Below are 25,271 nucleotides of genomic sequence, written 5' to 3' on the forward strand. Positions count from 1 at the left end.
TATTTTACCTTATTAACTATTATAAGTCAATAAAGGTTGATTTTTCAGAAGAAATTGGAAAAGGGACATAGCTATAGAATGGGTATTTCTTTTGTGATAGACTATGGACTATGTTTTCTTTGTAAGGAAGCGGGTTATTGCACTTTTTTATATGTGAAATTGATTTCATAAAAGATGGAATTAAAGAAGGAGAAAGAAATGAAATTGTTACAGAAAAAAGAAATTTTACTTATTAGTCTTATGTTATTCTCGATGTTCTTTGGAGCGGGAAATCTTATATTCCCACCTTTCCTTGGATATGAAGCAGGAGAACATGTGTGGGTTTCATTAATAGGATTTATTATATCAGCAACAGGTCTTCCTATATTGGGCGTTATTGCGATTGCAAAAGCAGGAAGTTTTCAAACGCTAGCGGGTAGAGTTCATTCTTCATTCGCCATTATTTTTCCGTGTATCGTGTATTTATTTATTGGACCAGGTCTTGGTATACCACGTGCAGGAAGTTTAGCGTTTGAAATGGGACCAGGTCAGTTCTTCACAGAATCAGGAAGTATAGTTTTATTATGTTACACGGTTATTTTCTTTAGTATTGTGTACTGGTTAAGTTTATCACCGTCTAAATTAATGGGGTTGTTCGGAAAGGTTTTAACACCATTATTATTAGGTATGATTGCCCTTATCTTTATAAAGAGCATGTTTACATCAGTAGGTAATGTAAAAGAGGCTGCTGGAAACTATGGACAAGCTCCTATGTTCCAAGGGTTTTTAGATGGATACTTAACGATGGATGCATTAGCAGCTTTAATTTTTGGGATTGTTATTGCAAATGCTTTACGTGCAAAAGGTATTGAAGATGATAAAGATTTAGCGAAATATATGAGTATTGCTGGAATTGGTGCAGGACTATTATTATCTATTATTTATGTCATACTTGGATATGTTGGTTCAATTAGTGGTTCGTTAGGTACATTTGATAATGGGGCGAACGTATTAGCACAAGTGATGACGACGTTATTTGGACAAGGTGGAGTCGTTTTATTAGGTCTTATTTTTACGATCGCGTGTTTATGTGTTTCAATTGGACTTGTTACATCTTGTAGTCAATTTTTCGCAAGCGCATTTCCGAAAGTAACTTATAAAGTTTGGGCATTTATATTAAGTTTTGTTAGTATGATTTTAGCTAATTTAGGATTAACACAAATTTTAAAAGTATCAGTACCGATTCTTGGATTTATTTATCCAGTTGCATTGACGCTTATTATTTTAGGGTTATTTCATAAGTATATTGGAAAGTATGCATACGTATATGCAGTAACAGTTGGGATTGTAGCGGTATTTAGTGCGATCGATATTTTCAATAAAAATGTGATGATGAATCAGTGGACACTAGTATTGAAATACATTCCGTTTTATACAGAAGGTGTAGGATGGATTGTTCCGGCTATTATAGGTGCTTGTATTGGTGTTATTGTGAGTATTGTTTTCAATAAGAAGAAATAAGTAAGAGGTGTTTTCCTATTTCGGAAAACACCTTTCTTTTTTGGGAAAAATGGTATTGAAAATGAATAGACTAAGAGTATGATAAAGATAATTGGTAATATATAGGTTTCGAATGAATGGTGAGGGGGGAGCGTATGAAGGAGGATTTAAATAAGAAAATAGAAGCACTGGAAACGACAATTGAAACGATGCAAGAAGCACTTTTTGAATTGAAAGCAAAACAAAGAGAAAGAGAAGTAGAAAATGCTCAGCAACATGTGAGGAAGGAAAAGAAAGAATATATTGAAACGGTGGTAGAGGAAAAACCAAAAGAAGAAGTAGTTACAATAAAAGAGCCGGTGCAAGAACGTGAGATAAAACAAGTAGATATATCTGCTTTTAAACCAGAACCATTTAATATTATTAAGTTTTGCCAAACTTGGTTACCACGCATATTTGTTGGCATTATGTTACTTGGAGTAATCTGGTTATTTAAAGCAGGGGTAGATGCCGGATTATTAACACCAGCAATACGAATTGTGTTTGGTATTGTCCTATCAATCGGTTTTTATTATATAGGGGATATTCAAATAAAACGAGAGCGGCAAGCGTTAGGATTAGTATTAGCAGGAGGAAGTATAACGGGTATAGTTTTAACGACATTTGCGGCACATTATTTATATGGATTTATTCCAGCAAGTGTTGCATTTGTATGTAATATTGCATGGGTCATTTTAGGTATTTATGTAGCGAGGAGATATCAATCGGAATATCTTACTATCTTCGTAGCGGTAGGAGCTTTCTTCGTACCATTCTTATTAAATAGTACGACTCCTAATCCTTATATTTTCTTTGGATATGAGACGATACTAACACTTAGTTTGTTATGGTATGCGTTGAAAAATCGTTATCAGTATTTATATATGATTTCTTATGCTGTTGCTGCTATTGTGCTTTTCGTCTTCTTTGCTATTATGTCAATGTTAGTAAAGGATTTACAAGTACAGCTAACGGTTGTTTATGGTTTGATTCACTTACTATTATTTTGGCATATGTTTACGGAGAGAAGTTTTATATTAGAGCCACGTTTGGCGATATTTAGTGCGAATGCAGTTTTCTTTATATTAGCCATTTCAAAAATACCGGAATTTACAACATGGGGATTAATAATTAGTGCACTCGTACACGCTACTATGTTCGTGTTTGAATATAGGAAGAATAGACACTCTACATTTACAAATCTTTTATTTGGTTTCGCAATGGGTGCATTTAGTTTAGCGATTTTGTATGAGTATAGTTTAGTGAATGCAGCAATTGTATTATTATTACAAGGTTTCCTCGGTATGGTGACTGCTATTAAAGTAAAACAACAAATAAAATTGTATGTTAGTGCGACGATTTACGCGATTGGAATGATACAGACTATTTTTAGTCCATTTGATCATTTCATTTCATCTGGGTTTGTTGCTCATATTATTTTAATAGGTACATTTTATTACTGCATGAAACAAGCGAAAGATGTGTTAAGGGGCTTTGGAAAATATGTTTATTCTATAGCACTCTATTGGTTTATGGTTATCGTATTTATTGCAATTACTAGAGTCGGTGAAGTGCTTTCTACAGATGGGAGTATAATAAGCGTATCAGTATCATTATTATGGATGATATATGCATTATTTGCCGTTTGGCTTGGACGGAATAAAAATATGAATGAAATATTGTATGCCGGCTTAGTCGTGTTAGTCGTAACGATAGGGAAGCTATTCCTTCTGGACTTACCAGAAGTATCGATGATGATCAGGGCAGTGTTATTCTTAATAGTAGGTAGTATAGGTATCGTTATTTCAAGGATGTTTTTCTCAAAAGAAGAGAAATAAAAAGAAGGCAATCCGTATGCGGATTGCCTTTTTCATTATTTCTTATCAATTGTTACAGCTTCACTGTATTTCGCTGTCGTATTTTGGCGTAGACGAAGCGTTGCTTGTCCAGTCGTATTTGGATTGATTTGTACATTTACAATCTTCTCAGCAGAACCTAAGCTGTTTGTTGTGAAAGAGAACGCACTGCTATATCCAAAAGCAGATGGCCAAGTGCCATTTGTATTTTGAACTTTTGCTACTTGTGTACCGCCAGTAGTGAATATACCTAAAGAGTAATTAGTGTATGTTGTGTTTGGTAATAAGTTATTTACTTGGATTTTGATTTGGAACACTTCATTGTTTGGTAGAGTGCTAGGGTGTGTAACTACGTAGTCGTTTGCTGTTACGGCACCGTTATAACCGTATGAACCTGGTTTGAAAGTATTTGTATTAAACCATTGATAACCTGCATTTGGTGCACTCCAAGGTTCAGGTTGTGGCTCAGTTGATAAGCTTGGTTGTTCAAATGTTTGTAAAGTGGTAGGTAGATCAAGTTGTAAACCATTTACTTGATCTAAACTTGTAAATGTTTCTTTATTCGATAGCCAATTTACGATGTTTTCTAGTAAGATAGCATCGTTTTCTTCTTTATAACCATCGTAAGTTTTCTTTGTTTGGCCAGAATCTTCACGAACGTATTTTGGTGATGCATCCTCAACAGGAGAAGAGTCACCGATAAAGGCAGCTTTTCCAAGTCCTACTTTAGCGATAGCAGCATAAGGACCCTCTGCAACACCACCGCCGTTATAAACACCGCTATCAACAGCGTTATTCCATTTTGACGGGTTTTCTGGAAGGTAAACAAGTCCTTTTGCTAGTTTTGGATTTGTAATTGCTAGAGTTGAACCAGCGTGCATTGCTACAGATGAAACACCTTTTGTAATTCCAAACGATTGTTCAGGTGACACAATATTTTTAGCGGAAACATCACCGATTGCATTGTAACGGAAGCGAATACCGAAGTTGTCAGATAGCCAATCAGAGCTTTCTACTCCTTGCATAGCTTGTGAGTTTACTTCCTCAGTAGACATTCCTTTTGCAGGATTATCCCAAGCGCCGCGTCTATATCCGTTAAATACTTCAGAAGAGTCCCAACGATTTTTATTACGATCTGCATTATAATGATCGGCAATGAAGAAGATACTACCGCCATTTTTCACGTATTGTAACATAGCATCTTGTTCAGATTTTTTGTAAGGAATATTTGCTTCTGGAACGATAAACACATTGTAGTCTTTTAAATCTTCGTATGTAATTGGTGTTGATTTACGTAGTTCTTTTACATGATAGCCATTTTGAGCAATACCGTTTCCGAAATCAGAAAAGCCACCATCAATAACCCAGTCAGCGGTTCCGGCAGTTTGACCGTGTGTATTATCGAATAATACTTTTTTCCCATTGTTTTGATTTACAACTTTTGCAGCAATTTCAGGAGCTGGGTCTACAGAGCTTTCTGCATAAGTAGACGGTATGAACGAAGTCCCTATACTTAGTGTAATTGCTGTTGCTAAAGAAAATGTAATCCATTTTTTATTCTTCATAGAAGAATCCCCCTAATAATAAATATATGTGCTTTAATAATGTAATTTATTTTTCTGTAAAAATAAAGACGGAAAACATAAAAAATATTAAAAATTTGTAAAAATACCGTGAATTTTGTTGAGAAATATTTATATAGATATAAAACATCCCTTCCAAGTAATAAGGAAGGGATGTTTTGCTTAACTAATTTTTGAATTAGGTGTTTCATCAATTTTATGAAAACCTTTCATGTAATACACGATAGCTAAACCAATAAGCCAAATTGGGCCAACAATCAATGCAATTCTTGTATCTTCTGAATACGCCATTATACATAAGACTAGTGCAAGGAAAGCGAGTGAGAAGTATGAACTTATTGGGTATAAAGGCATTTTATACGATAACTTTTGTTTGTTTTGCGCAGGTAGACTTTTACGGAACTTGATTTGAGCGACTAATATAATGCCCCAAGTCCAAATTGCTCCGAAAGTTGAAATACTAGTGAGCCATGTAAATACTTTTGCGGGCACAAGATAGTTTAATATAACACCAACGAGTAAGACGGTAGCTGTTGCTACAATTCCTTGACTTGGAATACCGTTTTTATTTAAACGACCGAATCTTTCAGGAGCTTTTTTCTGCTGAGCTAATGTAAACAACATACGGCCTGTACTAAATAAACCACCATTACAAGAAGAAAGAGCTGCTGTTAATACGACAAAGTTAATAATCCCTGCTGCTTTTGCGATACCGATTTGCTGGAATGTTAATACGAATGGACTTCCTTTCTCACCAAGTTCGTTCCATGGATAAATTGCCATCATAACGAATAGAGCCCCAACGTAGAACAGTAATATTCTCCAAAATACGTTATCGATTGCTTTTGCGAGTGTTTTTTTCGGATTTTGCGCTTCACCCGCTGTAACCCCAATTAATTCAACGCCTAAATAAGCGAATAACACCATTTGCATGGAGAGTAGTAACCCAGAAAAACCATTTGGGAACCAGCCACCATGTGACCAAAGATTAGAAATGCCGGTAGCGATACCGCCGTTTCCGAATCCGAATAAAATAATACCAGCCCCAACTACTATCATACAGATAATTGTGACAATTTTGATGAGAGCAAACCAAAATTCAAGTTCTCCAAATACTTTTACGGATAAAAAGTTGAAGGCACTCATTAATAATAGAGCGAGTAAAGCCCAAGTCCAACGCGGGATATCAGGGAACCAGTATTGCATGTAAATGCCAGCTGCTGTAATTTCAGCCATACAAGTCACAACCCATAAGAACCAGTAGTTCCAACCGGTAATATAGCCAGCTAGCGGTCCAAGGTAATCATAAGCATATTTACTAAAAGAACCGGCAACAGGTTGTTCAATTGCCATTTCTCCGAGTGCTCGCATAATGAAAAAAATAACGAGTCCAGCAATCATATAGCCTAGTAGAATAGAAGGGCCAGCTAGCTTAATAGCAGAAGCGGATCCTAAAAATAGTCCAACGCCAATAGCTGAACCGAGTGACATTAAAGTAATATGTCGTTCTTTTAAACCGCGGTTTAAAGTTCCAGATTTGTTTGTTTGCTGCATAAGAAGAATCCCCCTTGTAGAGTGAACGATATTTGAATGCGTTTACTAAATATTTAACTATTTCAAATTATAAAACATTTCTATCTGTTATGCTACAAAAATAAACATAGTTAACTGTAATACATCTATACTTGTCAGACTTAAACTTAAAATTCGAACTATTAGCGAATATATTGACTCTTCTTTTTATTGATTGTTAAGATTAAGTATTATATTTTCTCACATACTAGTAAGAAAAGAATGTGTGATAATAATTCAGATGTAGGAAGGGTACATAACAATGTTTCAATTACAAAAATATAACACTTCTGTGAAGCAAGAGCTTTTAGCTGGCATCACAACTTTTTTTACATTTGCGTATATTCTTGTCATCAATCCGAAAATATTATCTGATGCAGGTGTACCATTTGATCAAGCTTTTACGGCAACTATTATTGCGACTGTTGTAGGGACGCTATGTATGTCGTTTTTAGCTAACTATCCAATTGTTATTGCTCCAGCTATGGGAATGAATGCGTATTTTGCTTATTCTGTTGTTCAACAGGCAGAGGGGATTACATATGTCATTGCGTTTTCAGCAGTATTTGTAACAGGTATCATTTTTCTTTTATTATCTTTCACTTCATTTAGGCAAAAGCTAATCGTCGCAATTCCTGACAGTTTAAAACATGCAATTGCAGGTGGGATTGGGTTATTTATTGCTTTTATTGGATTACGTCTATCTGGAATTATCGTTGATCATCCATCTAATTTAGTTACGATTGGTGATTTCCATTCTCCAGCCGTTATTTTAACTTTAATTGGTTTGATTTTAGCGGCGGTATTAATGGCATTACGTGTGAGCGGTGCATTATTTATTAGTATGATTGTGACAGGAATTATAGCCTTCTTTACCGGGCAACTGAAGTTTACGGATAAAATTGTTGCGATGCCTCATTTACCAGAGGGAATTATCGTTTCAAATCCAATCAACGCCTTTTCAGATGTAATTGAATACGGATTATACGGTGTTGTATTTTCATTTTTACTTGTACTGTTATTTGATACAACAGGTGCATTACTCGGTTTAATTAAACAAGCAGGTTTAATTACAGATAATACAGAGAAGCGTTTTGGTAAAGCGTTTATTGCGGATGCAATTGGTGGGACTACAGGCTCTATCTTTGGGACAAGCCCAACAGCAGCGACGATTGAATCGTCAGCTGGTATTGCTGCGGGTGGTAAAACAGGATTAACAGGTATTGTAGTAGTCGGTCTAACGATTATAACGGCATTCTTCAGCCCTGTCATTGCTTCTTTATCAAGCGTAGCCGCTATTACAGCTCCTTCATTAATTATTGTAGGTAGTTTAATGGCGCAAAGTCTTCGTGATATTAATTGGAATGAATTTGATGATGCGTTACCAGCATTTTTAATTTTCGTTGGTATTCCGTTAACGTCTAGTATTGCGAATGGAATTGCAATTGGATTTCTAGTGTATCCAGTCTTAAAAATTGTGAAGGGGAAAGGGCTGGAAGTACATCCGCTACTCTACTTATTTACAATTTTATTTGGATGTCATTTATTCTTATAATACAGATATAGGAGAGGGGGCTTCTTATGAGAGGCCCCTTTTTTGTGTATAATAAAGTGAAACTATAATCAGTCATGCAAAATATAAATTACTTAATGGAATATATATGTTACTATATAAATAGAGGAGGAACATGAATGGCTGTAAGTAAAATAAAAGTCGCGCGTGTTCAGTTAGATTTAACACAGCAACAATTAGCAGAAAAAGTAGGCGTTACAAGGCAAACGATTAGTTTAATTGAGAAGGGGAAATACAACCCATCTTTAGATTTATGTTTAAAAATTTGTTATGCAGTAGATAAAACTTTGAATGATTTATTTTGGGAGGAAAAGGAGTGAGAGGATGAGAATCATGAAAGATGAACGCTTAATGATTGAGGGGCTAAAACATATTAGACTCGTTTTCATCTTACAAAATATTGTCATACTAGGTATTGTTTTTTATCGCTACGTTTTGCAAGGTGCAGGGTATGAAAGTGTTTCGGATTTGTTAATGGTATTTATGTGCGGGATAGTAGTTATAAACTTTTTAAACTTGAAAAATTTAGTGGAAGTGTATGAGCATACGGGCGGAGTATCACGTAGTTATTTTATGAAGTTATTATTTATTCCGGTAGGTATTATTATTGGTATTTTAGCCATTTGTATCGTTGTAACACCGGATATTTCGATGAAGGAAATTAGTATGACAGGACTTATTATGTTTGCGTGTTTTTTAGTGCCTAGTTTGTTTATATACATATATATGAAGAGAATAAAAAGTGAAGAATGAAATATAAGAAAAGCTTTCCCGTATTGCGGAAAGCTTTTTTTATATTCTTTTATATAGTACTTTATGAAGACCAATCGGTTCAATTTCAAAGATCTCACCATGCTCCTGGAAGCCTAAGCGTTTGTAATAGTCAGCTACAGTAATTCGCCCATTACACCATAATATATTTGCTTGACGCTCTTGCAAGACTTGTTCCGCCTTCTGAATTATGGAGCTTCCAGCACGGTTGTTTCGAAATTCAGGTAATGTTGCCATTCCTCGTAGACGATAATGAATAACGGCTGGTAGGTCAGGATATATTTCTTTTGAGAAGGAAGCGATACTAATTAGTTCATCGTTTATAAATGCGCCTAAGTGGAAGGTGTCTGTTTCATAATCGGAAGGATATTTACAATCTGCTAATGTTTGATTCGGGCGTAAAATTTTTTGACGTAATACGTAAGTATCAGATCCCTCAATATTTTTCACGGTAATCATATTAACATCCTTTCTTATAAGGTGTTTTCTGTTAATTGTATAAAGAAATAGGCAGGTGCGGCGAGAAGTCCGAGTATGCTAGCAGTTCCGAGAAGGAGTGAAAGTAGGAGGCAAGAATATTTTATTCCATTCGATTTTTTCCATCCGTAACTACAAATCTCAATACTAACACCGATGAGAATAATGGCAACGAGTATTTCTGCTAATAATAAAAGAGCTAAAGTTACAATAGACATAATGTGATCCACCCTCATAATATGTGATAGTTACATTTTACCATATGAAATGGAAAAAAATGCCCCTCAATTATGTGAGGGGCATTTTCTATTCTAATATGTTTTTCAACGTATCAATATGTTCTTTTGAACCTGTGACAAGCAATGTATCACCATGTTGTAGTCTCGTATCACCATGCGGAATTAATGCTTTATTCCCGCGATAAATTTGAATGACTAGTACATCGCCTAAAAACGGAAGGCGGCGAAGTGCCACGCCGTTATATTTATTGCTTCGTAGTTCAACCTCACGGACTGTTTCGTTTGCTGTTGTAATTAAGCGAACGAGACTCGGTTTATCAATAAGTGCACGTAATAGAATACGTGTAGAGTTAATTGTTGAGAATACAGCGATATGTTCTTGCGTTGCTTTTTCTTGTAGAAGAGGATCTTCTACACTTGCAATAACATGTTCAACACCTAGTTCTTTTGCGTGTTCTGCTAATAATAAGTTTTGCTCATCATCACTTGTTGCAACAACAACACGGTCTGCGTTAAATGCTGTTTGTTCAGTTAATGATGCGATTGTGATGTCGTCTAATTTTACGATAGGGAAGTCATGTGATGTCGCTTCCTCATCATTTATTTTATTTTGACGCATCATATATAGTGTTACGTCATAATCTTCTCGTTTTAAATCAAGGGATAACGGAAGGGTAATTCTGCTGGCACCAATAATAGAAACTTTTGGTTTTGGTGTTTCTACTTTCGGGAACATTTTTTTAAATAATATAGGTGCGAAAATACAAGTAATAACTGCGCTTAAAATAAGGGAAGCAGATAAACTTGGACTGATGATCCCGAGTTTTTCACCGATTTGTGCAGCTGCAATAACTAAAGAAAGTGTCGATGTTAATAAGATGGCACTTCCTAGCACGATATTACGTGAATACCATTTTCGTAAAACGAGTGATGGTAACAGTTTTGAGATAAAGAGTCCTACAATTAAAATTGGGATCATTAGCATACTAGAAGGTTCTTTAAAAATAGACCAAACCTCTAAGTTTACGCCAACCATCACGAAGAAAATAGGAATGAAGAAACCATATCCGATGGAATCCAGTTTTTCCACCATATCTTCATTTGGTGATAATAACGATACGAGTACCCCTGCTAAGAAGGCGCCTAAAATATTTTCAGCTCCAACAGATTCAGATAAACCAACTAATATTAAGATGAGTGCAAAAACAGCTCGTGTATCAATTTGTACACTACCAGCTTTTAAGCTATCTAAGTATGGAATATTTTTAAAGCGTTTTGCAACGAAGTAAATAACAATACCAGCGCCGAATAGGAGAAGAAGAAGCCACATGCTTTGGCCGCTTTCGGAATTTAATCCGACGAATACAGCGAGTAAAATCATTGTAACTAAATCTGCAATAACAGCGACTAATAAAATGATTTGTCCGATTGCCGTTTTTCCTAAGTTGTTTTCTTTTAATGTTGGTACAACAACACCTAAAGAAATAGTTGAAATAATTAAAGTCATAAACATTGCATTATCCACGAATCCTAGCCATACGAATAGTAATGATAGGGCATAAGATAAGATGAAAATAAATAAGAAGATAATGCTTGCTGCTTGGAATGTGTTTGGTTCGTTTGTCGTATTCTTTTTCCCTTTTTGTTTAAAGATAGAAAAATCAATTTCTAAACCGCTTAAGAACATTAAGAAGATAAATCCTAGTGTCGATAAGACTTGAAGCCACATATCTGGCTCAATAATATTAAACCCACTTTTACCTACAAAGATTCCTGCGATGATTTCTGCAACAACGACAGGAAGTGCTTTTAATTTAAAGCGTTGTAACAAAAGGGGAACGAAAAACGCGATTGCAACGACAACCATAAGTGATAGAACAGAAGTATGATGTTCCATTGCGTTCTCTCCCTTCAAATAAATATAGTACCTATTTAGCCATATAATAGGTAGAAAAGCAACGCATATGGATTCGATTTCATAAAGAAAGAGTTTTCTTAACATTTGTCATAATAAGTATATTTTTCATGATTCTGTTGTTAATTCCGTAATGTGGATGTAATAGGAGAGGGGATAAAAAAAGACTGCTGAGATTTCTCAGCAGTCTTTTTCATGTACATTACATTGAGAAGAAGATCCATACAGTTAAACCAACTGTTGCAGTTGCAACGAAGAAACTGTATATCATTGTAAGGATTTGAACTCTGCCTTCTCCTTCTTTTAAATGCATGAACATAATTAATTGTAACAACGCTTGCGCAACAGCCATTACGATAATAGTTGTTAAGATCGTTGAAAGTGGCAAGTTTGTATAAAGTGCCACGTATAACGCTAGAAACGTTAGTGCAAGCGATAAAATAAATCCGAAAACGTGTGACCAAGGGAATCCGCTATGCGCATGCCCGTTTGCTTGGTTGTTATTTTGATCCATTTACGCCACCATCCCGTTCAAGTAAACTAGTGTGTAAATAAAGACCCAAACTAGATCAAGGAAATGCCAGTATAAGCTGATAATGAATACTTTACGCGCTGTAACTGGTGTTAAACCTCGTTTTAAAATTTGGATAATAACACAAGTTGCCCAAATGATACCGCCTGTTACGTGGGCTCCGTGCGTTCCAAGAAGAACGAAGAATGCAGATAGGAAAGCACTTGTTTGAATTGTTGCGCCTTCACCGATGTACATAATGAACTCTTCGATTTCAAAGAATAGGAAACCTGCACCTAAAAGTAATGTAAGGATGAACCATCCAAGCATTGCTTTTTGGTTGTGCTTACGCATTTCGTGAATTACGATACCACATGTGAAACTACTTGTTAAAAGTAGTAATGTTTGAATTAAAAGCGTTTTAAGTTCAAACAGTTGCGCTGGAGTTGGGCCATCAGCCGTACGACCAGCAAGTACTAGATAAGAGGCGAAAAGTGTTGCGAACAGCATAATTTCAGCCCCAAGAAAAATCCAGAATCCTAGGATATTCAATCTGCTTTGCTCGGATTGATATTCCAAAGGTAAGCTTTTATCTAAAGCCGCCATATCATTTCACCTCTCATGCTATATGTTCTGTTTCTTTAATTTCATCAACGCTTACGTAGTAGCCATCATCATAATCGAATGAACGATAGATTAAGCAAGCTAAAATACCAACGCCGCCGATTGCTGCAAGCCAGAACCAGCTAAATACTAATGCGAAACCTGCAAGACCGAAGAATAAAGACGCAATAATAGGCACGCCAGAGTTACTTGGCATGTGAATTGGTTTAATATCTTCTGCTGCTGGTGTAACTGTTTCTCCGCGTTTTTTCATGTACCAGAAAGCATCAGCTTCTTTGATTTCAGGAAGTTTCGCGAAGTTGTAATGTTGTACAGGAGATTGAGTTGCCCATTCAAGTGTACGGCCATCCCATGGATCTCCAGTTGTGTCACGTTCACCGTGACGAGCACTCCAAATTACGTTGTAACAAAGAAGTAGGAAACCAATACCCATCATTACGGCACCAACAGATGCGATTTGGTTTAGCCATCCCCATCCAAGACTTTCAGAGTAAGTGTACATACGACGAGTCATACCGTCTAAACCTAAGAAGTACATCGGGAAGAAACAGATATTGAATCCGCTCATAAAGATCCAGAATGTCCATTTACCTAGGCGTTCATTTAACATATGACCAGTCATTTTTGGATACCAGAATGTGAATCCAGCAAGCATAGCGAATACTGTACCTGCGATTAATACGTAGTGGAAGTGAGCAATTAGGAAGTAGCTGTTATGGTACTGATAATCAGCTGCTGCCATACCAAGCATAACCCCTGTAACCCCACCGACTACGAAGTTTGGAATAAATGCCAATGACCAAAGCATTGGAACTGTAAAACGGATACGTCCTTTATACAGTGTAAACAACCAGTTAAAGATCTTAACCCCGGTTGGAATCGAAATCGCCATTGTCGAAATCGAGAAGAATGAGTTAACCGCTGGACCTGCACCCATCGTGAAGAAGTGGTGAAGCCATACGACGAAACTTAGTAAAGAAATTGCAACCATTGAGTATACCATCGCACTGTAACCGAATAGACGCTTACGTGAGAATGTACTAATGATTTCAGAGAAAATACCGAATGCCGGTAAAATAACGATATATACTTCAGGATGACCCCATACCCAGAATAGGTTGGCCCATAACATTGGCATACCGCCGCTTGCCATCGTAAAGAAGTGAGCATCGAATAGACGGTCAAATGTCATTAATGCAAGAGCAACTGTTAATACTGGGAAAGCGAAAATAATGATAACTGTTGTAATTAAGATTGACCAAGTAAACATTGGCATTCTCATTAAAGTCATACCAGGTGTACGCATTTTTAAGATAGTAACAAGGAAGTTAATACCTGTCATTAACGTACCGAGACCTGAAATCTGTAATGCAATTGCGTAGTAGTTATTTCCTACACCAGAAGTAAACTCTGTACCTGCCATTGGGAAGTAAGAAGTCCACCCAGCGTCTGGAGAACCACCGATTACGAAAGCGATGTTGAATAACATTGCTCCGACAAAGAATAACCAGAAACTTAAAGCATTTAAGAACGGATATGCAACGTCACGAGCACCAATTTGTAATGGTACTACAAGGTTCATTAATCCCATAACGAATGGCATCGCCATGAAAAGAATCATAACTGTACCGTGTGTTGTGAAGATTCCGTTATAGTGTTCAGCATTTAAATAAGTTGTTTCTGGGAATGTTAACTGTGCACGGATCATTAAACCGTCCATACCACCACGGAATAACATGATAACCGCAGAAATAATATACATGGCCCCAATCTTTTTATGGTCAACAGTTGTTAACCATTCGTCCCAAAGCCATTTCCATTTTTTATACTTTGTTAGTACGAAAATGATTGCTAATGTCACAAGAACGATAGAAGCGTCTGCACCGTAAATAATCGGGTCACCTGTGACAAAGAATTCATCAAGCTTCACTGTGTTCACTCCAATCTGTTGGAATAATAGCTATTATTTTTTGTTTTTGTAGTAGTTGTAATCACAATATTCAAGTGATTTTGGATCTACATAACTTAAGTGGTGACTAGAGAATGTCATACGACCAACTACACCAGGTTTAACAATTTCGTTGTACTTGTCTTCTGTTAGTTTAGGAGCAGTTTGTTGTACTTCTTTAACCCACTTGTCATATTTCTCTTTAGTTTTTGCTTCAACTTCGAACTCCATATGTGTGAATCCTTCACCAGAGAAGTTCGCACTACGGCCTAGGTAAGAACCCGGCTTATCCGCTTGTAAATAAAGATCCATAATCATGCCATCCATAGTGTACTTCATACCACCAAGTTCTGGTACCCAGAAAGCATTCATTGGACCGACAGAAGTCAGTTTGAATTGAATTGGTACACCAGCTGGGATGTTTAAATAGTTAACGGTTTCAATTTTTTCCTCTGGGTAACTGAATAACCATTTCCAGTTTGCAGATGTAACATAAATCTCAACTGGTTTAATATGTTTGGACTCTGCCGGAACCTCTTCCGAAGCATAAGTTGCTTTTACTGTTGGAATCGATAATGCAATAACGATAATAACAGGAACAAGCGTCCAAATGATTTCTAATAATGTGTTACCGTGTTGTTCAGGTGGCTCATAGTCCATATTCTCTGGTTTTTCACGATAACGAATCAAGATGACTGTAAACAAGATGAATACAATTGCGATAATTAATGACATAAGCAAGAATGACCAAACAATTAAATCATACTGTGCTTTTGCAACAGGTCCTTGCGGATTTAATACTGCGAGTTTCTTATCACAGCCGCCGAGGAACAGAAGTAATGATAACGGAAGAAGCGAAGCCAGCTTCCAAAACGTTTTCTTTAGTTGCACGATTGAAAATCTCCTTTCTCCTTGGATTGAAACTATGCCAATAAAACAATATAAACCTATTAATTTATAGATGGCAATAGTTTTTGTGATATTGTTAAAAAATAGACACAAATGCACACTTTTTAAGGTGAATATCATTTGTAACTTGATAACATTGTAAACCATTTTCCAGTGAAAAACGTGATTGTGAAAATTTTAAGATAAATAAAGTTATACCAAGATATCCAATAAATAGAAAAAAGCTATCTTATGATAAGAAAGATAGCTGAATATTGTGTATATTTAGTTTACTTCTTTTTTTAGACTTATTTGTTGTTCAAATGTGACAACTTTTTTATATTTAACTTGGTATAAAATGTAACAAATAATCATAAATGGAATACCGCAATAAAGAGCAATTCTCTGATCTGGGATGAAAGCTAAACTAACAAATGTAATGAAATTGAGTGAGAATGCTAAGATTGGAACGATTGGATAAAGCGGTGTGCGATATTTTAAATCGTTAATGTCTCCGCCGTTTTTTAAGAAGTTTCTACGGAAGAAAAACTGTGAAGCTGCGATTGACATCCACACTACGACAGCGGCCATAGCTGCAATAGATGTTAAAACTAAAAAGACAGTATCTGCTGCAAATATACTTGTTAATAGAGACAAACTTGCAAAGATTAGACTGAAAATTAATGCGTTTAGTGGCACACCTTTTTTCGTTAACTTCGTAAAAGCTGGACTTGCCATTCCTTGTTTTGCCATCGCCCAAAGCATACGAGAATTTGCGTATAGACCAGAGTTGGCTACGGATAATACTGCTGTAATAATAACAAAGTTCATAATGTCAGCTGCATATGGAACACCAGCCACATCAAATACAAGTACAAATGGGCTTTCGACTAGATTAGCCTCTTGCCATGGGAGTAAACCTACAACAACTGATATTGCTAGGACGAAGAAGAAGAGAGTTCGCCAAATGGTATTTTTAATCGCTTTTGGAATTGTTTTTTCAGGGTTTTCACTTTCTCCTGAGGCAATCCCGATTAATTCTGTTCCTTGGAAGGAGTAATTTACTGTAATCATCGTAAGAAGAACAGCTAATGCACCGTTTGGAAATAATCCGCCATTTTCAGTGAAATTGTGAAGCATTGGCGCTGGTTTTCCGTTAAAGTCTAGTAGACCGAACATAACTGCACCACCGAGTACGATGAAAACAACAATGGTTGCGACTTTTACACTTGCGAACCAAAATTCTGCTTCTGCATATGCTTTTGCTGATAATGCGTTTACAAGAAAGAGTGCTGCTGCAAATGTAACACACCAAATCCACGAAGAAACGTCTGGAAACCAGCGTTTCATTAAAATACTTACAGTTGTTAACTCTACCCCAACTGTAACAGCCCAATTTAACCAATACATCCAACCGACAACAAATCCAAAACCAGGTGAAATAAATTTGCTTGCATAGCTTTGGAATGAACCTGCTTCTGGCATAGCAACTGATAATTCACCAAGACATAACATCGTTAAATACATAACAAATCCACCGACTAAAAATGCAAGAATAGCCCCACCCGGACCGGCGTTATGGACGATTTGGCCAGATCCCATAAATAGGCCAGTTCCAATCACTCCACCAAGTGCAATCATAAATAGGTGTCTACTTTTCATTGTTCGTTTTAAATCTGTTTGTTCTACTTGTTGATTCATATGCCCCTCACCCCGTTATTTTCTGTATGTATGAACTGATTTTTATTCCGAGTTTTTAATCATTAGTGGGGGATATGACACATACTCGGTTTATTTACTATGAAATGAATGGAGTATGTAAAAAGCGAACTATGACTAAATACTCTAAGAATGTTTTTATTAACAAAGTGATATCTTCACCATGTTAATTATTTCGATTTTAGCAAAAAAATTCAGAAAAGTATATTGTTTTTTCTCTTTATTAAAAATAATTAGAATTTTCCTGATAGTAAAAGTGTGAACAATAATTCACATAATCTTTCTAGCAAACTAGTAAGAAGAAAGGTACAATGATAGAAGGTATGTCTGTAAAATAATAATTAATGGAGTTTTGTTTAAAATGAAAAAGTTAAAATATCTTTTTGTTTTTGGAATTATATTAGCTGCAGCGTTCTTTATAGGGAAAGATAAGATTATACAAAAGGCACAAGTGCTACGCTTAGATTTTCTATCTGAAATGAAAGAAGCGGCTATGATTGAAAATGTTCCGTTTATAAAGCAGTTACCAGAATTACCTCGTGGATGTGAAGTGACAAGCTTAGCTATGTTACTACAATATAAAGGTGTGCAAGTAGATAAGATGCAACTTGCTAGTGAAATTCATCGAGTTCCATTTGAACAAGATGGTTTGCGTGGAAATCCTTATGAGGGATTTGTTGGAAATATTTATACGAAAGCTGAACAAGGATATGGTGTATATAATAAACCAATCTTTAATTTAGCAGAAAAATATGTTCCTGAAAAAGTAATTAATTTAACAGATAGAGACGTGAATGATCTATATAAGGTAATTAGTTCTGGCTCTCCAGTATGGGTTATTATTAATACAACGTTTAAGCCGCTAGCTGAAAGTAGTTTTGAAACATGGAAAACAAGTTCTGGTGAAGTGAAAATTACATATTTTGAGCATAGTGTAGTAGTGGTTGGATACGATCAAAACTTTGTGTATGTAAATGATCCTCTAAAAAACAATCCGCGTTTCGCTGTTCCACGAGCAGAATTTGAGAAAGCTTGGGAGCAAATGGGGAAACAAGCAATTACTATTTTATAATAATGAAAAAAGTCATCTTTTTGATGGCTTTTTATTTTTGGTAATTTATAACCGAAAATTCAGAAGATTCTTTTAAAAGTTAACAATTCACGTTATAATAACATTTAACTTGGTGAAGAAGGGGAGAAGAGAAATGGATGTAGCGAAGGAACTGGTTGTATCGAAAAATCAATTGATTGAGTGGAGAAGGTATTTCCATAAATATCCAGAGTTATCTTTTCAAGAAGAAAAAACATCACAGTTTGTATTCGATATACTGCGGAAAATCACATGTTTAGAAGTGACACGACCTACTAAATATAGTGTAATGGCAAGGTTGATTGGTAAGAAACCTGGTAAAACCATCGCGGTTAGAGCTGACATGGATGCTCTTCCTATTCATGAAGAAAATGAGTTTGACTTTATTTCTACAGAACCAGGTGTGATGCATGCATGTGGCCATGATGGGCATATAGCGATATTACTTGGAGTTGTACATAAGTTAGTAGAGGCAAGAGAGAAAGTTGAAGGGGAGATTCGTTTTCTCTTCCAACATGCAGAAGAAAACTTTCCTGGCGGTGCAGAGGAAATGGTTGCAGCGGGTGTAATGGAAGGTGTGGATTATATTATTGGTGCTCACCTTTGGGCATCGTTACAGGTTGGCAAAATAGGTGTAATTTATGGTCCTGCAATGGCTGCTCCAGATGTGTTTAAAATTACAATAGAAGGAAAAGGTGGACATGCTGGGATCCCTCATGAAACTGTTGATAGTATTGCAATCGGTACACAAGTCGTTTCGCAACTTCAACAAATTGTATCTCGCCTCACGAATCCGTTAGACTCTCTTGTAGTATCTGTTACGCAATTTCATGCTGGGACAACCCATAATGTGATTCCAGAACAAGCGAAGATTGAAGGGACAGTGCGGAGTTTAAAACATGAGTTGCGAGAAGAAACAGAGAAAAGGATTGAACGGATTGTGAAGCATGTGACGGAGGCTTACGGGGCGAAATATACGTTTTCTTATGAATATGGATATCGACCGGTAGTAAATGATTATGAAGTTACAGAGGTTATTGAGCAAACAGCATTACAACTTTATGGTCGGGAAGGAGTTACTCGTTTACAGCCGACGATGGCTGGGGAAGATTTTTCAGCGTTTTTACAAAAGGTTCCAGGGACATTCTTTTTTATCGGAGCAGGAAATAAAGAGAAAGGAATTATATATCCTCACCACCACCCTCGTTTTACGATTGATGAGGATGCATTGCCAATTGGCGTGGAAGTCTTTGTATCATCCATTATGAATTTTATAAGCAAAGGAGAATGAGATGAAGAAAATACATCTATTAGCGCTTATTCCAGTTTTTTGTTTAGTTATTGGACCTGTATTTGCTAATTCAGTTACTCCTTACGTATTAGGGATGCCATTTTTATTATTTTGGGTATTATTATCGGTGCTCATTACGTCTCTTTGTATGGGGATTGTGTACGTATTTGATCCTGCGAATAAGGGGGATGTAAAATGACCGCATTACTTATCATTATTTTATTTTTATTTCTCGCACTATTTTTAGGGATTCGGGCACAACATGGAAAAGATATGAATTTAGAGCAATGGTCAGTTGGAGGAAGAGGATTTGGCACTATTTTTGTTTTTCTTCTTATGGCAGGTGAAATTTATACGACATTCACATTTTTAGGCGGAAGTGGATGGGCGTATAGTAAGGGAGCACCTACTTTTTATATTTTAGGTTATGGTGCATTAGCTTATATTTTATCTTACTTTTTATTGCCGCCAGTTTGGAAGTATGCGAAAGAGCATAATCTTGTTTCGCAGCCAGATTTTTTTGTGAAGAAATATAAGAGTCAGACACTTGGTATTATCGTTTCTATTATTGGGGTTATTTCGATTATCCCATATCTTGTTTTACAGTTAAAAGGATTAGGCATTATCGTTTCGGAAGCGTCTTACGGCAGGGTATCGCCAGTTATTGCCGTATGGATTGGTGCAATTGTCATAACGATATATGTAATGGTTTCAGGTATACACGGCTCTGCTTGGACAGCCGCTTTGAAGGATATTATGATTCTGTTTATCGTTATGTTTTTAGGTATATATTTACCGTACCATTATTACGGAGGATTTCAGCCGATGTTTGAAGCGGTAGAAGCAGCGAAACCAGGATTTTTATCTTTACCTGATGAAGGAATGAGTATTTCTTGGTTTGTTTCTACTATCGTATTAACAGCTCTCGGTTTCTATATGTGGCCCCATACATTCGCTTCTGCTTTTTCTGCAAAAAATGAAAAAGTATTTCGTAAAAATGCAGCAATTATGCCACTGTATTCTTTAGTATTACTTTTTGTATTCTTTGCAGGCTTTGCAGCTATCTTGCAAGTTCCTGGATTAAAGGGAGGGGATGTAGACCTTTCGTTATTCCGTCTGGCTCTTCAAACTTTTGATCCGTGGTTTATTGGGATTATTGGTAGTGCTGGGGTTTTAACCGCATTAGTTCCAGGTTCTATGCTTGTCATGGCCGCTTCTACATTATTAGCAAAAAATATTTACCGAACAATGGTCCCATCTGCTTCAGACAGACAAGTTGCTAAAGTGGCGAAGTTATTTGTTCCTGTAGTAACTCTTGTAGCTGTTTTGTTCACTTTTAAAGGTGGAGAAACAATAGGAGCACTTCTTTTAATGGGATATAGCATAGTGACACAACTTTTCCCTGCACTTGTATGTAGTTTGTTTCCGCGGCAAGTTATTACGAAGCAAGGGGCAATTGCAGGCATGGGGATTGGATTGTTAGTGGTTGCATATATTACTTTATCGGGCTCAACTATAGATACGATGTTTCCAGGTTTCCCTCAATATATAAAAGATTTAAATGTAGGTATAGTCGCATTGTTAATGAATATGATTGTGATGTTTATCGTTAGTGGATTCACGAAAAATGTGTCTATAAAAGCAGACAATATAATAGTAGAAAAGTAATCCGTGTGCTAGAGCTATCTTTGAAAAGAGATAGCTCTTTTTTGTATATATTTTCTTCTATTAGCGGAATCTAACTAAAAACTTGTTGAAAAGGAAGTTAGGTGGGGGAATTGTTAGAGTTAAAAGGTAACTTATTTGAAGTTATGAAAGAAATTAGGGACGAGTTAGGTTCGCCTAATGATTTAACAATTAGGGAGGTTGCTCTTGCTGGTAGTTTTACACGCTGTGCTGTTATTTTTTTATGTGGGCTAACAGATAAGGATAATGTTTATAAATATGTAGTTCGTACACTTCAATATGAAGAAGTACAAAAAGAAGCAGATGTTGTTCAAACATTATTGGATCGTTTGATTTCTATTGCGGAAGTCGGTAAGAAGACAACATTTCCGGATATAATAAATGCGATTTTAGCAGGAGATACGGTTATATTAATTGATAATATTCAAACCGCTATCGTGATTAATAGTAGAGCTTGGGAAAAAAGAAGTTTAGAACCGCCGGTAACAGAAGATTTAATACGTGGACCGAGGGTTGGATTAAATGAAGATATTAATGTGAATAAAATGTTAATTCGCCGTGGTTTACGTGATCCGAAGTTACGGTTTCAATCTTATATTATGGGGAAGCGATCGCAGAAAGAAGTAACCCTAGTATATATAGAAGATATTATTAACCCTTATATTGTGAAAGAGCTGGATCGGCGTCTTCAATCCATAGTGACAGATGTCGTTTTTGAGACGGGTACGATTGAGCAATTAATTCAAGATAATAATTTGTCACCGTTTCCGCAGTTTTTGAATACGGAAAGGCCTGATAATATTGTGGCCTCATTAGCGAAAGGAAAGGTAGCTATTTTGGTGGATGGATCACCATTTGCTCTTATAGCTCCGCTAGTATTTGTTGATATTTTTCAATCTGTGGAAGATCACTATGAGCGTTGGGTAATTGGGACTTTATTAAGAATTTTGCGGATGGGTTCGGGTATTGCTGCTGTTCTATTACCTGCCATGTACGTAGCGCTTGTATCGTATCATCAAGGGCTTATTCCATCTAAATTAGCTTATTCTATTGCGGGAGCGAGAGAAGGGGTACCATTTCCGGCATATATAGAAACGTTAATGATGGCATTAACGATGGAGTTAATACGAGAAGCGGGAATTAGGTTGCCAAAACCGATGGGGCAAACAATTGGGATTGTAGGTGGTCTTGTAATTGGAGAAGCTGCGGTGAATGCAGGGATTGTAAATCCATTTTTAGTAATTATTATTGCAGTTACTGCAATTGCTACCTTTTCACTGCCTGTATATAGTATTACGATTACGTTTCGGATTTTACTTTTTGTCTTTGTTTTAGCGGCGACTGCTTTTGGGCTATATGGAATTATTTTAGCTCTTATTGCACTTGCGGTTCATATTACGAATTTGAAGAGTGTCGGGGTGCCGTATACAACGCCTATTGCTCCTGCATTTTATAAAGATTGGAAAGAAGAACTTATTCGTATGCCAAAATCGATGTTGAAAGAGAGACCGGAATATTTACAAACGAAAGACGCTACATTACGTCCAAAGGAGCGAGAGTAATTGAAACCATTTGAGTATGGCGATGAAGAGATTGGATCTCGGGAAATTGGGTTTGCGGTATCTTCAACAATTATTGGTATAGGAGCATTGTCTATGCCAAGAGATATTGCTAACCAAACTTTATTTTCAGACGGTTGGATTATTTTGCTTCTGGGTGGATTGATATGTGCAGTTTTAGGTTGGTTTGTAACGAGGGTAGCTATTTTATTCCCGAAACAAAACTTTGTTCAATATACGAGCGCGCATTTAACAAAGCCTGTTGCATACACAATTAGTAGCGTTTTAGTATTAACGTTTGCTGCTTTGACAGCATATGAGTCACGAATGATTGCAATTATTTCACAAACGTATTTATTTAGTGATACACCAATACAACTACTGTCTTTCTTCTTCTTATTAGTCGTTATTTATGGGATAGCAGGATCAAGAGCGGCTTTATTAAGGTTAAATGTTCTATTCTTGCCAATTGTTTTAATTGCGATAGTGCTTCTTTCTTTATTGAATGTGAACTTAATGGAAATAGATAATTTACTACCGGCTTTTCAAACGAATGTCAGTCAATATACTGTAGGAGTTAAAAATTCTATTTTTACATTCATCGGATTTGAGGTAGCTCTGTTTTATGCTGTGTTGTTGAACGATAAGACAGCGAAAAAAGCGCCAATGGCAGTTGCAAAAGCGGTGATGGTAAACGTGTTGTCGTACATTTTAATTTATGTAACTTGTATTAGTGTTTTTACGTATATGACAACGCGTGGATTGACATATCCAACAATTGAATTAGGGAAAGAAATTGAAATTGGTGGGGGTTTTTTAGAAAGGTTTGATGCAATTTTTTTTACTACTTGGATTATTACTATTTATAACACGACAGCCATGTATTATGACGTCGCATCTTTATTGTTTTGTGCTATGTTTCCGAAAGTGAAGAAACATATTTTTATTTTCGTAAGTGCCCCTATTATTTTTATGGTGAATATGATACCGAGTAGTTTAACTGATTTGTCAAATTACGGTACTTATTTAGCTTGGATAGATATGGGGTTTGTTGTGTTAGCGCCTTTGCTCGTTTTTATTGTATATAAAATAAAAAGAAGGAATGGTGGAAATGAAACACCTTCTTAAAATCATAATGGTTATGCTTTTAGCTGGATCTATTAGTGGGTGCTCTGAGCTAGAAGAAATAGAAGAAAGAGGATTTGTAGTAGGTGCAGCCTATGATATTGTGAAAAAAAAGAAATCAAATCCAATTATGAAAGGGACGTATCAGATGGTACTTCCCAGTAAGTTAGCGCAGCAAGGTGGCCAAGGCGGTGGAGATAGTGAAAATTATATTAATGTTAGTGCAAAAGCAGATAGTGTCTTTGAGCAAATACGAATTATCTCCAAAAAAATTAGTCGCTCATTATTCTTTCCGCACATACAAGTGATCATTTTTTCTAAAGATTTATTATCGAATCCATATGTTTTACAAAATACGTTAGATGTATATATTCGCGATCACGAGATGAGAAGAAATATTCGTTTGTTCGTTTCTGCGAAAAATGCAGAGGCTATTTTAAAGCAGAGTGCCAAACCTGAAAATTTACCGGCGCAGTATATTGATATGTTAGCTGAGCATCCTCCGAAAAATGCCCAAATGGTTGAGGCTGCAAGAATTGGTGAAGTTCAGGAAAAGATGATTTCCAACCGAAGTTTCGTATTACCTATTCTTGAACTAACAAAACAAGGGGTACAAATGAACGGGGCAGCGTTGTTTCGTGGAAAGGATAATAAGTGTGTAGGTAGTTTGAGTGGGGAAGAAACATTAGGAATGAATTATATAATAGGTAAAAAAATTGGAGGTTTTTTTACCATTCGTAAAAAGAATCAACTTATTACATATGAAATTCATAAGTTGCATCGGAAAATTAAAGTATCTACAACGAATATCACAAAACCAGAGTTTAATATTCACTTGTCTTTGGAAGGTACATTGGCTGAGTTACACTTTAGTGATCATAAAAAGGTTTTGAATGAAAAGCGTTTAGAGAAGGATATCTCGGAGGGAATGGAGAAACGCATCCAAAAATCGATTAAGCTTGTTCAAGAAAAATATAAGGTGGATGTATTAGAATTAGGGGAAATATATAAGCGACATAATTATAAAGAGTGGAAAAAGATAAGTAAGAATTGGGATCAAGGCGAAAATTACTTTAGTAATGCTAAAATTACTGTTCATGTTCATCCGACAATTGAACATTCTGGTTCAGCTTTACCGAAAAGAGTGAAATAAGGTGATGGAAGTTGTTTACTGGATTAGGAATTAGTTGCACGATATTAATGGCGGTTCTTCCGGGAACCATATATTTTATTCATAAGAAACTTACAACGTATGGGGCACAGCCTTGGAATACTGATGCACAAAAAAAGAAACCTAAATAAATTCAGGTTTCTTTCGCGCAAAGC

The 25,271-nt window shown here is 36.2% G+C and carries 22 protein-coding genes; 12 read left to right on the forward strand and 10 right to left on the reverse strand.

Features of this window, described 5'->3' with window-relative positions:
• Nucleotides 1-198: 198 nt before the first annotated feature.
• Nucleotides 199-1,500 (forward strand): branched-chain amino acid transport system II carrier protein BrnQ1, encoded by a 1,302-nt coding sequence (gene brnQ1, locus K5S59_RS13335; RefSeq protein ID WP_098258540.1) that lies wholly within the window; start codon nt 199-201, stop codon nt 1,498-1,500.
• A 134-nt stretch (nt 1,501-1,634) separates the two neighbouring features.
• Nucleotides 1,635-3,356, forward strand: coding sequence for a DUF2339 domain-containing protein (locus K5S59_RS13340; protein WP_000656752.1), 1,722 nt, complete (start codon nt 1,635-1,637; stop codon nt 3,354-3,356).
• 35 nt (nt 3,357-3,391) lie between these two features.
• Here K5S59_RS13340 and K5S59_RS13345 read toward each other — a convergent pair whose 3' ends face one another.
• Nucleotides 3,392-4,939 (reverse strand): hypothetical protein, encoded by a 1,548-nt coding sequence (locus K5S59_RS13345; RefSeq protein WP_000791521.1) that lies wholly within the window; start codon nt 4,937-4,939, stop codon nt 3,392-3,394.
• A 180-nt stretch (nt 4,940-5,119) separates the two neighbouring features.
• Nucleotides 5,120-6,511, reverse strand: coding sequence for an amino acid permease (locus K5S59_RS13350; protein WP_001187985.1), 1,392 nt, complete (start codon nt 6,509-6,511; stop codon nt 5,120-5,122).
• 280 nt (nt 6,512-6,791) lie between these two features.
• Between K5S59_RS13350 and K5S59_RS13355 the strand changes: the two genes are divergently transcribed.
• From K5S59_RS13355 to K5S59_RS13365, 3 genes are all read left to right on the forward strand, one after another.
• Nucleotides 6,792-8,084, forward strand: coding sequence for an NCS2 family permease (locus tag K5S59_RS13355; protein WP_120449484.1), 1,293 nt, complete (start codon nt 6,792-6,794; stop codon nt 8,082-8,084).
• A 137-nt stretch (nt 8,085-8,221) separates the two neighbouring features.
• A complete protein-coding gene (locus K5S59_RS13360; protein ID WP_000301182.1) occupies nt 8,222-8,422 on the forward strand; it encodes a helix-turn-helix transcriptional regulator in 201 nt (66 codons plus the stop codon).
• A 4-nt stretch (nt 8,423-8,426) separates the two neighbouring features.
• On the forward strand, nt 8,427-8,855 hold the full coding sequence (locus K5S59_RS13365; protein WP_120449486.1) for a hypothetical protein: 429 nt from the start codon (nt 8,427-8,429) through the stop codon (nt 8,853-8,855).
• A gap of 39 nt (nt 8,856-8,894) precedes the next feature.
• On the opposite strand, the gene K5S59_RS13370 is transcribed toward K5S59_RS13365, so the two are convergent.
• The 8 genes from K5S59_RS13370 to K5S59_RS13405 all read right to left on the reverse strand — a co-directional run bounded on the left by K5S59_RS13370 (nt 8,895) and on the right by K5S59_RS13405 (nt 17,176).
• Complete coding sequence (locus K5S59_RS13370; RefSeq protein ID WP_120449488.1) at nt 8,895-9,332, reverse strand: GNAT family N-acetyltransferase; 438 nt, start codon at nt 9,330-9,332, stop codon at nt 8,895-8,897.
• Nucleotides 9,333-9,346: 14 nt separating this feature from the next.
• Nucleotides 9,347-9,586 (reverse strand): DUF4022 family protein, encoded by a 240-nt coding sequence (locus K5S59_RS13375; protein ID WP_080000053.1) that lies wholly within the window; start codon nt 9,584-9,586, stop codon nt 9,347-9,349.
• A 70-nt stretch (nt 9,587-9,656) separates the two neighbouring features.
• A complete protein-coding gene (locus K5S59_RS13380) occupies nt 9,657-11,486 on the reverse strand; it encodes a monovalent cation:proton antiporter family protein (protein WP_098873268.1) in 1,830 nt (609 codons plus the stop codon).
• Nucleotides 11,487-11,706: 220 nt separating this feature from the next.
• Nucleotides 11,707-12,018, reverse strand: coding sequence for a cytochrome aa3 quinol oxidase subunit IV (gene qoxD, locus K5S59_RS13385; RefSeq protein WP_000372611.1), 312 nt, complete (start codon nt 12,016-12,018; stop codon nt 11,707-11,709).
• Nucleotides 12,019-12,621, reverse strand: a complete 603-nt coding sequence (gene qoxC, locus K5S59_RS13390; protein ID WP_000729314.1) for a cytochrome aa3 quinol oxidase subunit III — start codon at nt 12,619-12,621, stop codon at nt 12,019-12,021.
• A 13-nt stretch (nt 12,622-12,634) separates the two neighbouring features.
• Nucleotides 12,635-14,569 carry a cytochrome aa3 quinol oxidase subunit I gene (gene qoxB, locus K5S59_RS13395; RefSeq protein ID WP_000762384.1) on the reverse strand — a complete coding sequence of 645 codons (1,935 nt, stop codon included), beginning with the start codon at nt 14,567-14,569 and terminating at the stop codon, nt 12,635-12,637.
• Nucleotides 14,570-14,602: 33 nt separating this feature from the next.
• Nucleotides 14,603-15,478: a cytochrome aa3 quinol oxidase subunit II gene (locus K5S59_RS13400; protein WP_046957295.1), complete on the reverse strand. Its 876-nt coding sequence runs from the start codon at nt 15,476-15,478 to the stop codon at nt 14,603-14,605.
• A 282-nt stretch (nt 15,479-15,760) separates the two neighbouring features.
• Nucleotides 15,761-17,176, reverse strand: a complete 1,416-nt coding sequence (locus K5S59_RS13405; RefSeq protein ID WP_001076074.1) for an amino acid permease — start codon at nt 17,174-17,176, stop codon at nt 15,761-15,763.
• A 379-nt stretch (nt 17,177-17,555) separates the two neighbouring features.
• Here K5S59_RS13405 and K5S59_RS13410 point away from each other — a divergent pair, with 379 nt between their 5' ends.
• The 7 genes from K5S59_RS13410 (at nt 17,556) to K5S59_RS13440 (ending at nt 25,098) form a co-directional block, all read left to right on the forward strand.
• Nucleotides 17,556-18,266, forward strand: a complete 711-nt coding sequence (locus tag K5S59_RS13410) for a C39 family peptidase (protein ID WP_000734484.1) — start codon at nt 17,556-17,558, stop codon at nt 18,264-18,266.
• 133 nt (nt 18,267-18,399) lie between these two features.
• Nucleotides 18,400-19,575, forward strand: coding sequence for an amidohydrolase (locus tag K5S59_RS13415; RefSeq protein ID WP_098873270.1), 1,176 nt, complete (start codon nt 18,400-18,402; stop codon nt 19,573-19,575).
• Nucleotide 19,576: 1 nt separating this feature from the next.
• Nucleotides 19,577-19,774 carry a DUF3311 domain-containing protein gene (locus tag K5S59_RS13420; RefSeq protein WP_000719845.1) on the forward strand — a complete coding sequence of 66 codons (198 nt, stop codon included), beginning with the start codon at nt 19,577-19,579 and terminating at the stop codon, nt 19,772-19,774.
• A complete protein-coding gene (locus K5S59_RS13425; protein ID WP_120449491.1) occupies nt 19,771-21,243 on the forward strand; it encodes a sodium:solute symporter family protein in 1,473 nt (490 codons plus the stop codon). Before K5S59_RS13420 ends, K5S59_RS13425 begins: the two co-directional genes overlap by 4 nt.
• A 101-nt stretch (nt 21,244-21,344) precedes the next feature.
• Nucleotides 21,345-22,823, forward strand: a complete 1,479-nt coding sequence (gene gerLA / locus K5S59_RS13430) for a spore germination protein GerLA (protein ID WP_097845747.1) — start codon at nt 21,345-21,347, stop codon at nt 22,821-22,823.
• A complete protein-coding gene (gerLB, locus tag K5S59_RS13435) occupies nt 22,824-23,948 on the forward strand; it encodes a spore germination protein GerLB (RefSeq protein WP_000802012.1) in 1,125 nt (374 codons plus the stop codon).
• Nucleotides 23,932-25,098, forward strand: coding sequence for a Ger(x)C family spore germination protein (locus tag K5S59_RS13440; RefSeq protein ID WP_000681637.1), 1,167 nt, complete (start codon nt 23,932-23,934; stop codon nt 25,096-25,098). The genes gerLB and K5S59_RS13440 overlap by 17 nt, the downstream gene beginning before the upstream one ends.
• The last annotated feature ends 173 nt before the right edge of the window (nt 25,099-25,271 follow it).

It is taken from the genome of Bacillus sp. BML-BC051 (assembly GCF_019656175.1).
Lineage (GTDB): Bacteria > Bacillota > Bacilli > Bacillales > Bacillaceae_G > Bacillus_A > Bacillus_A mobilis.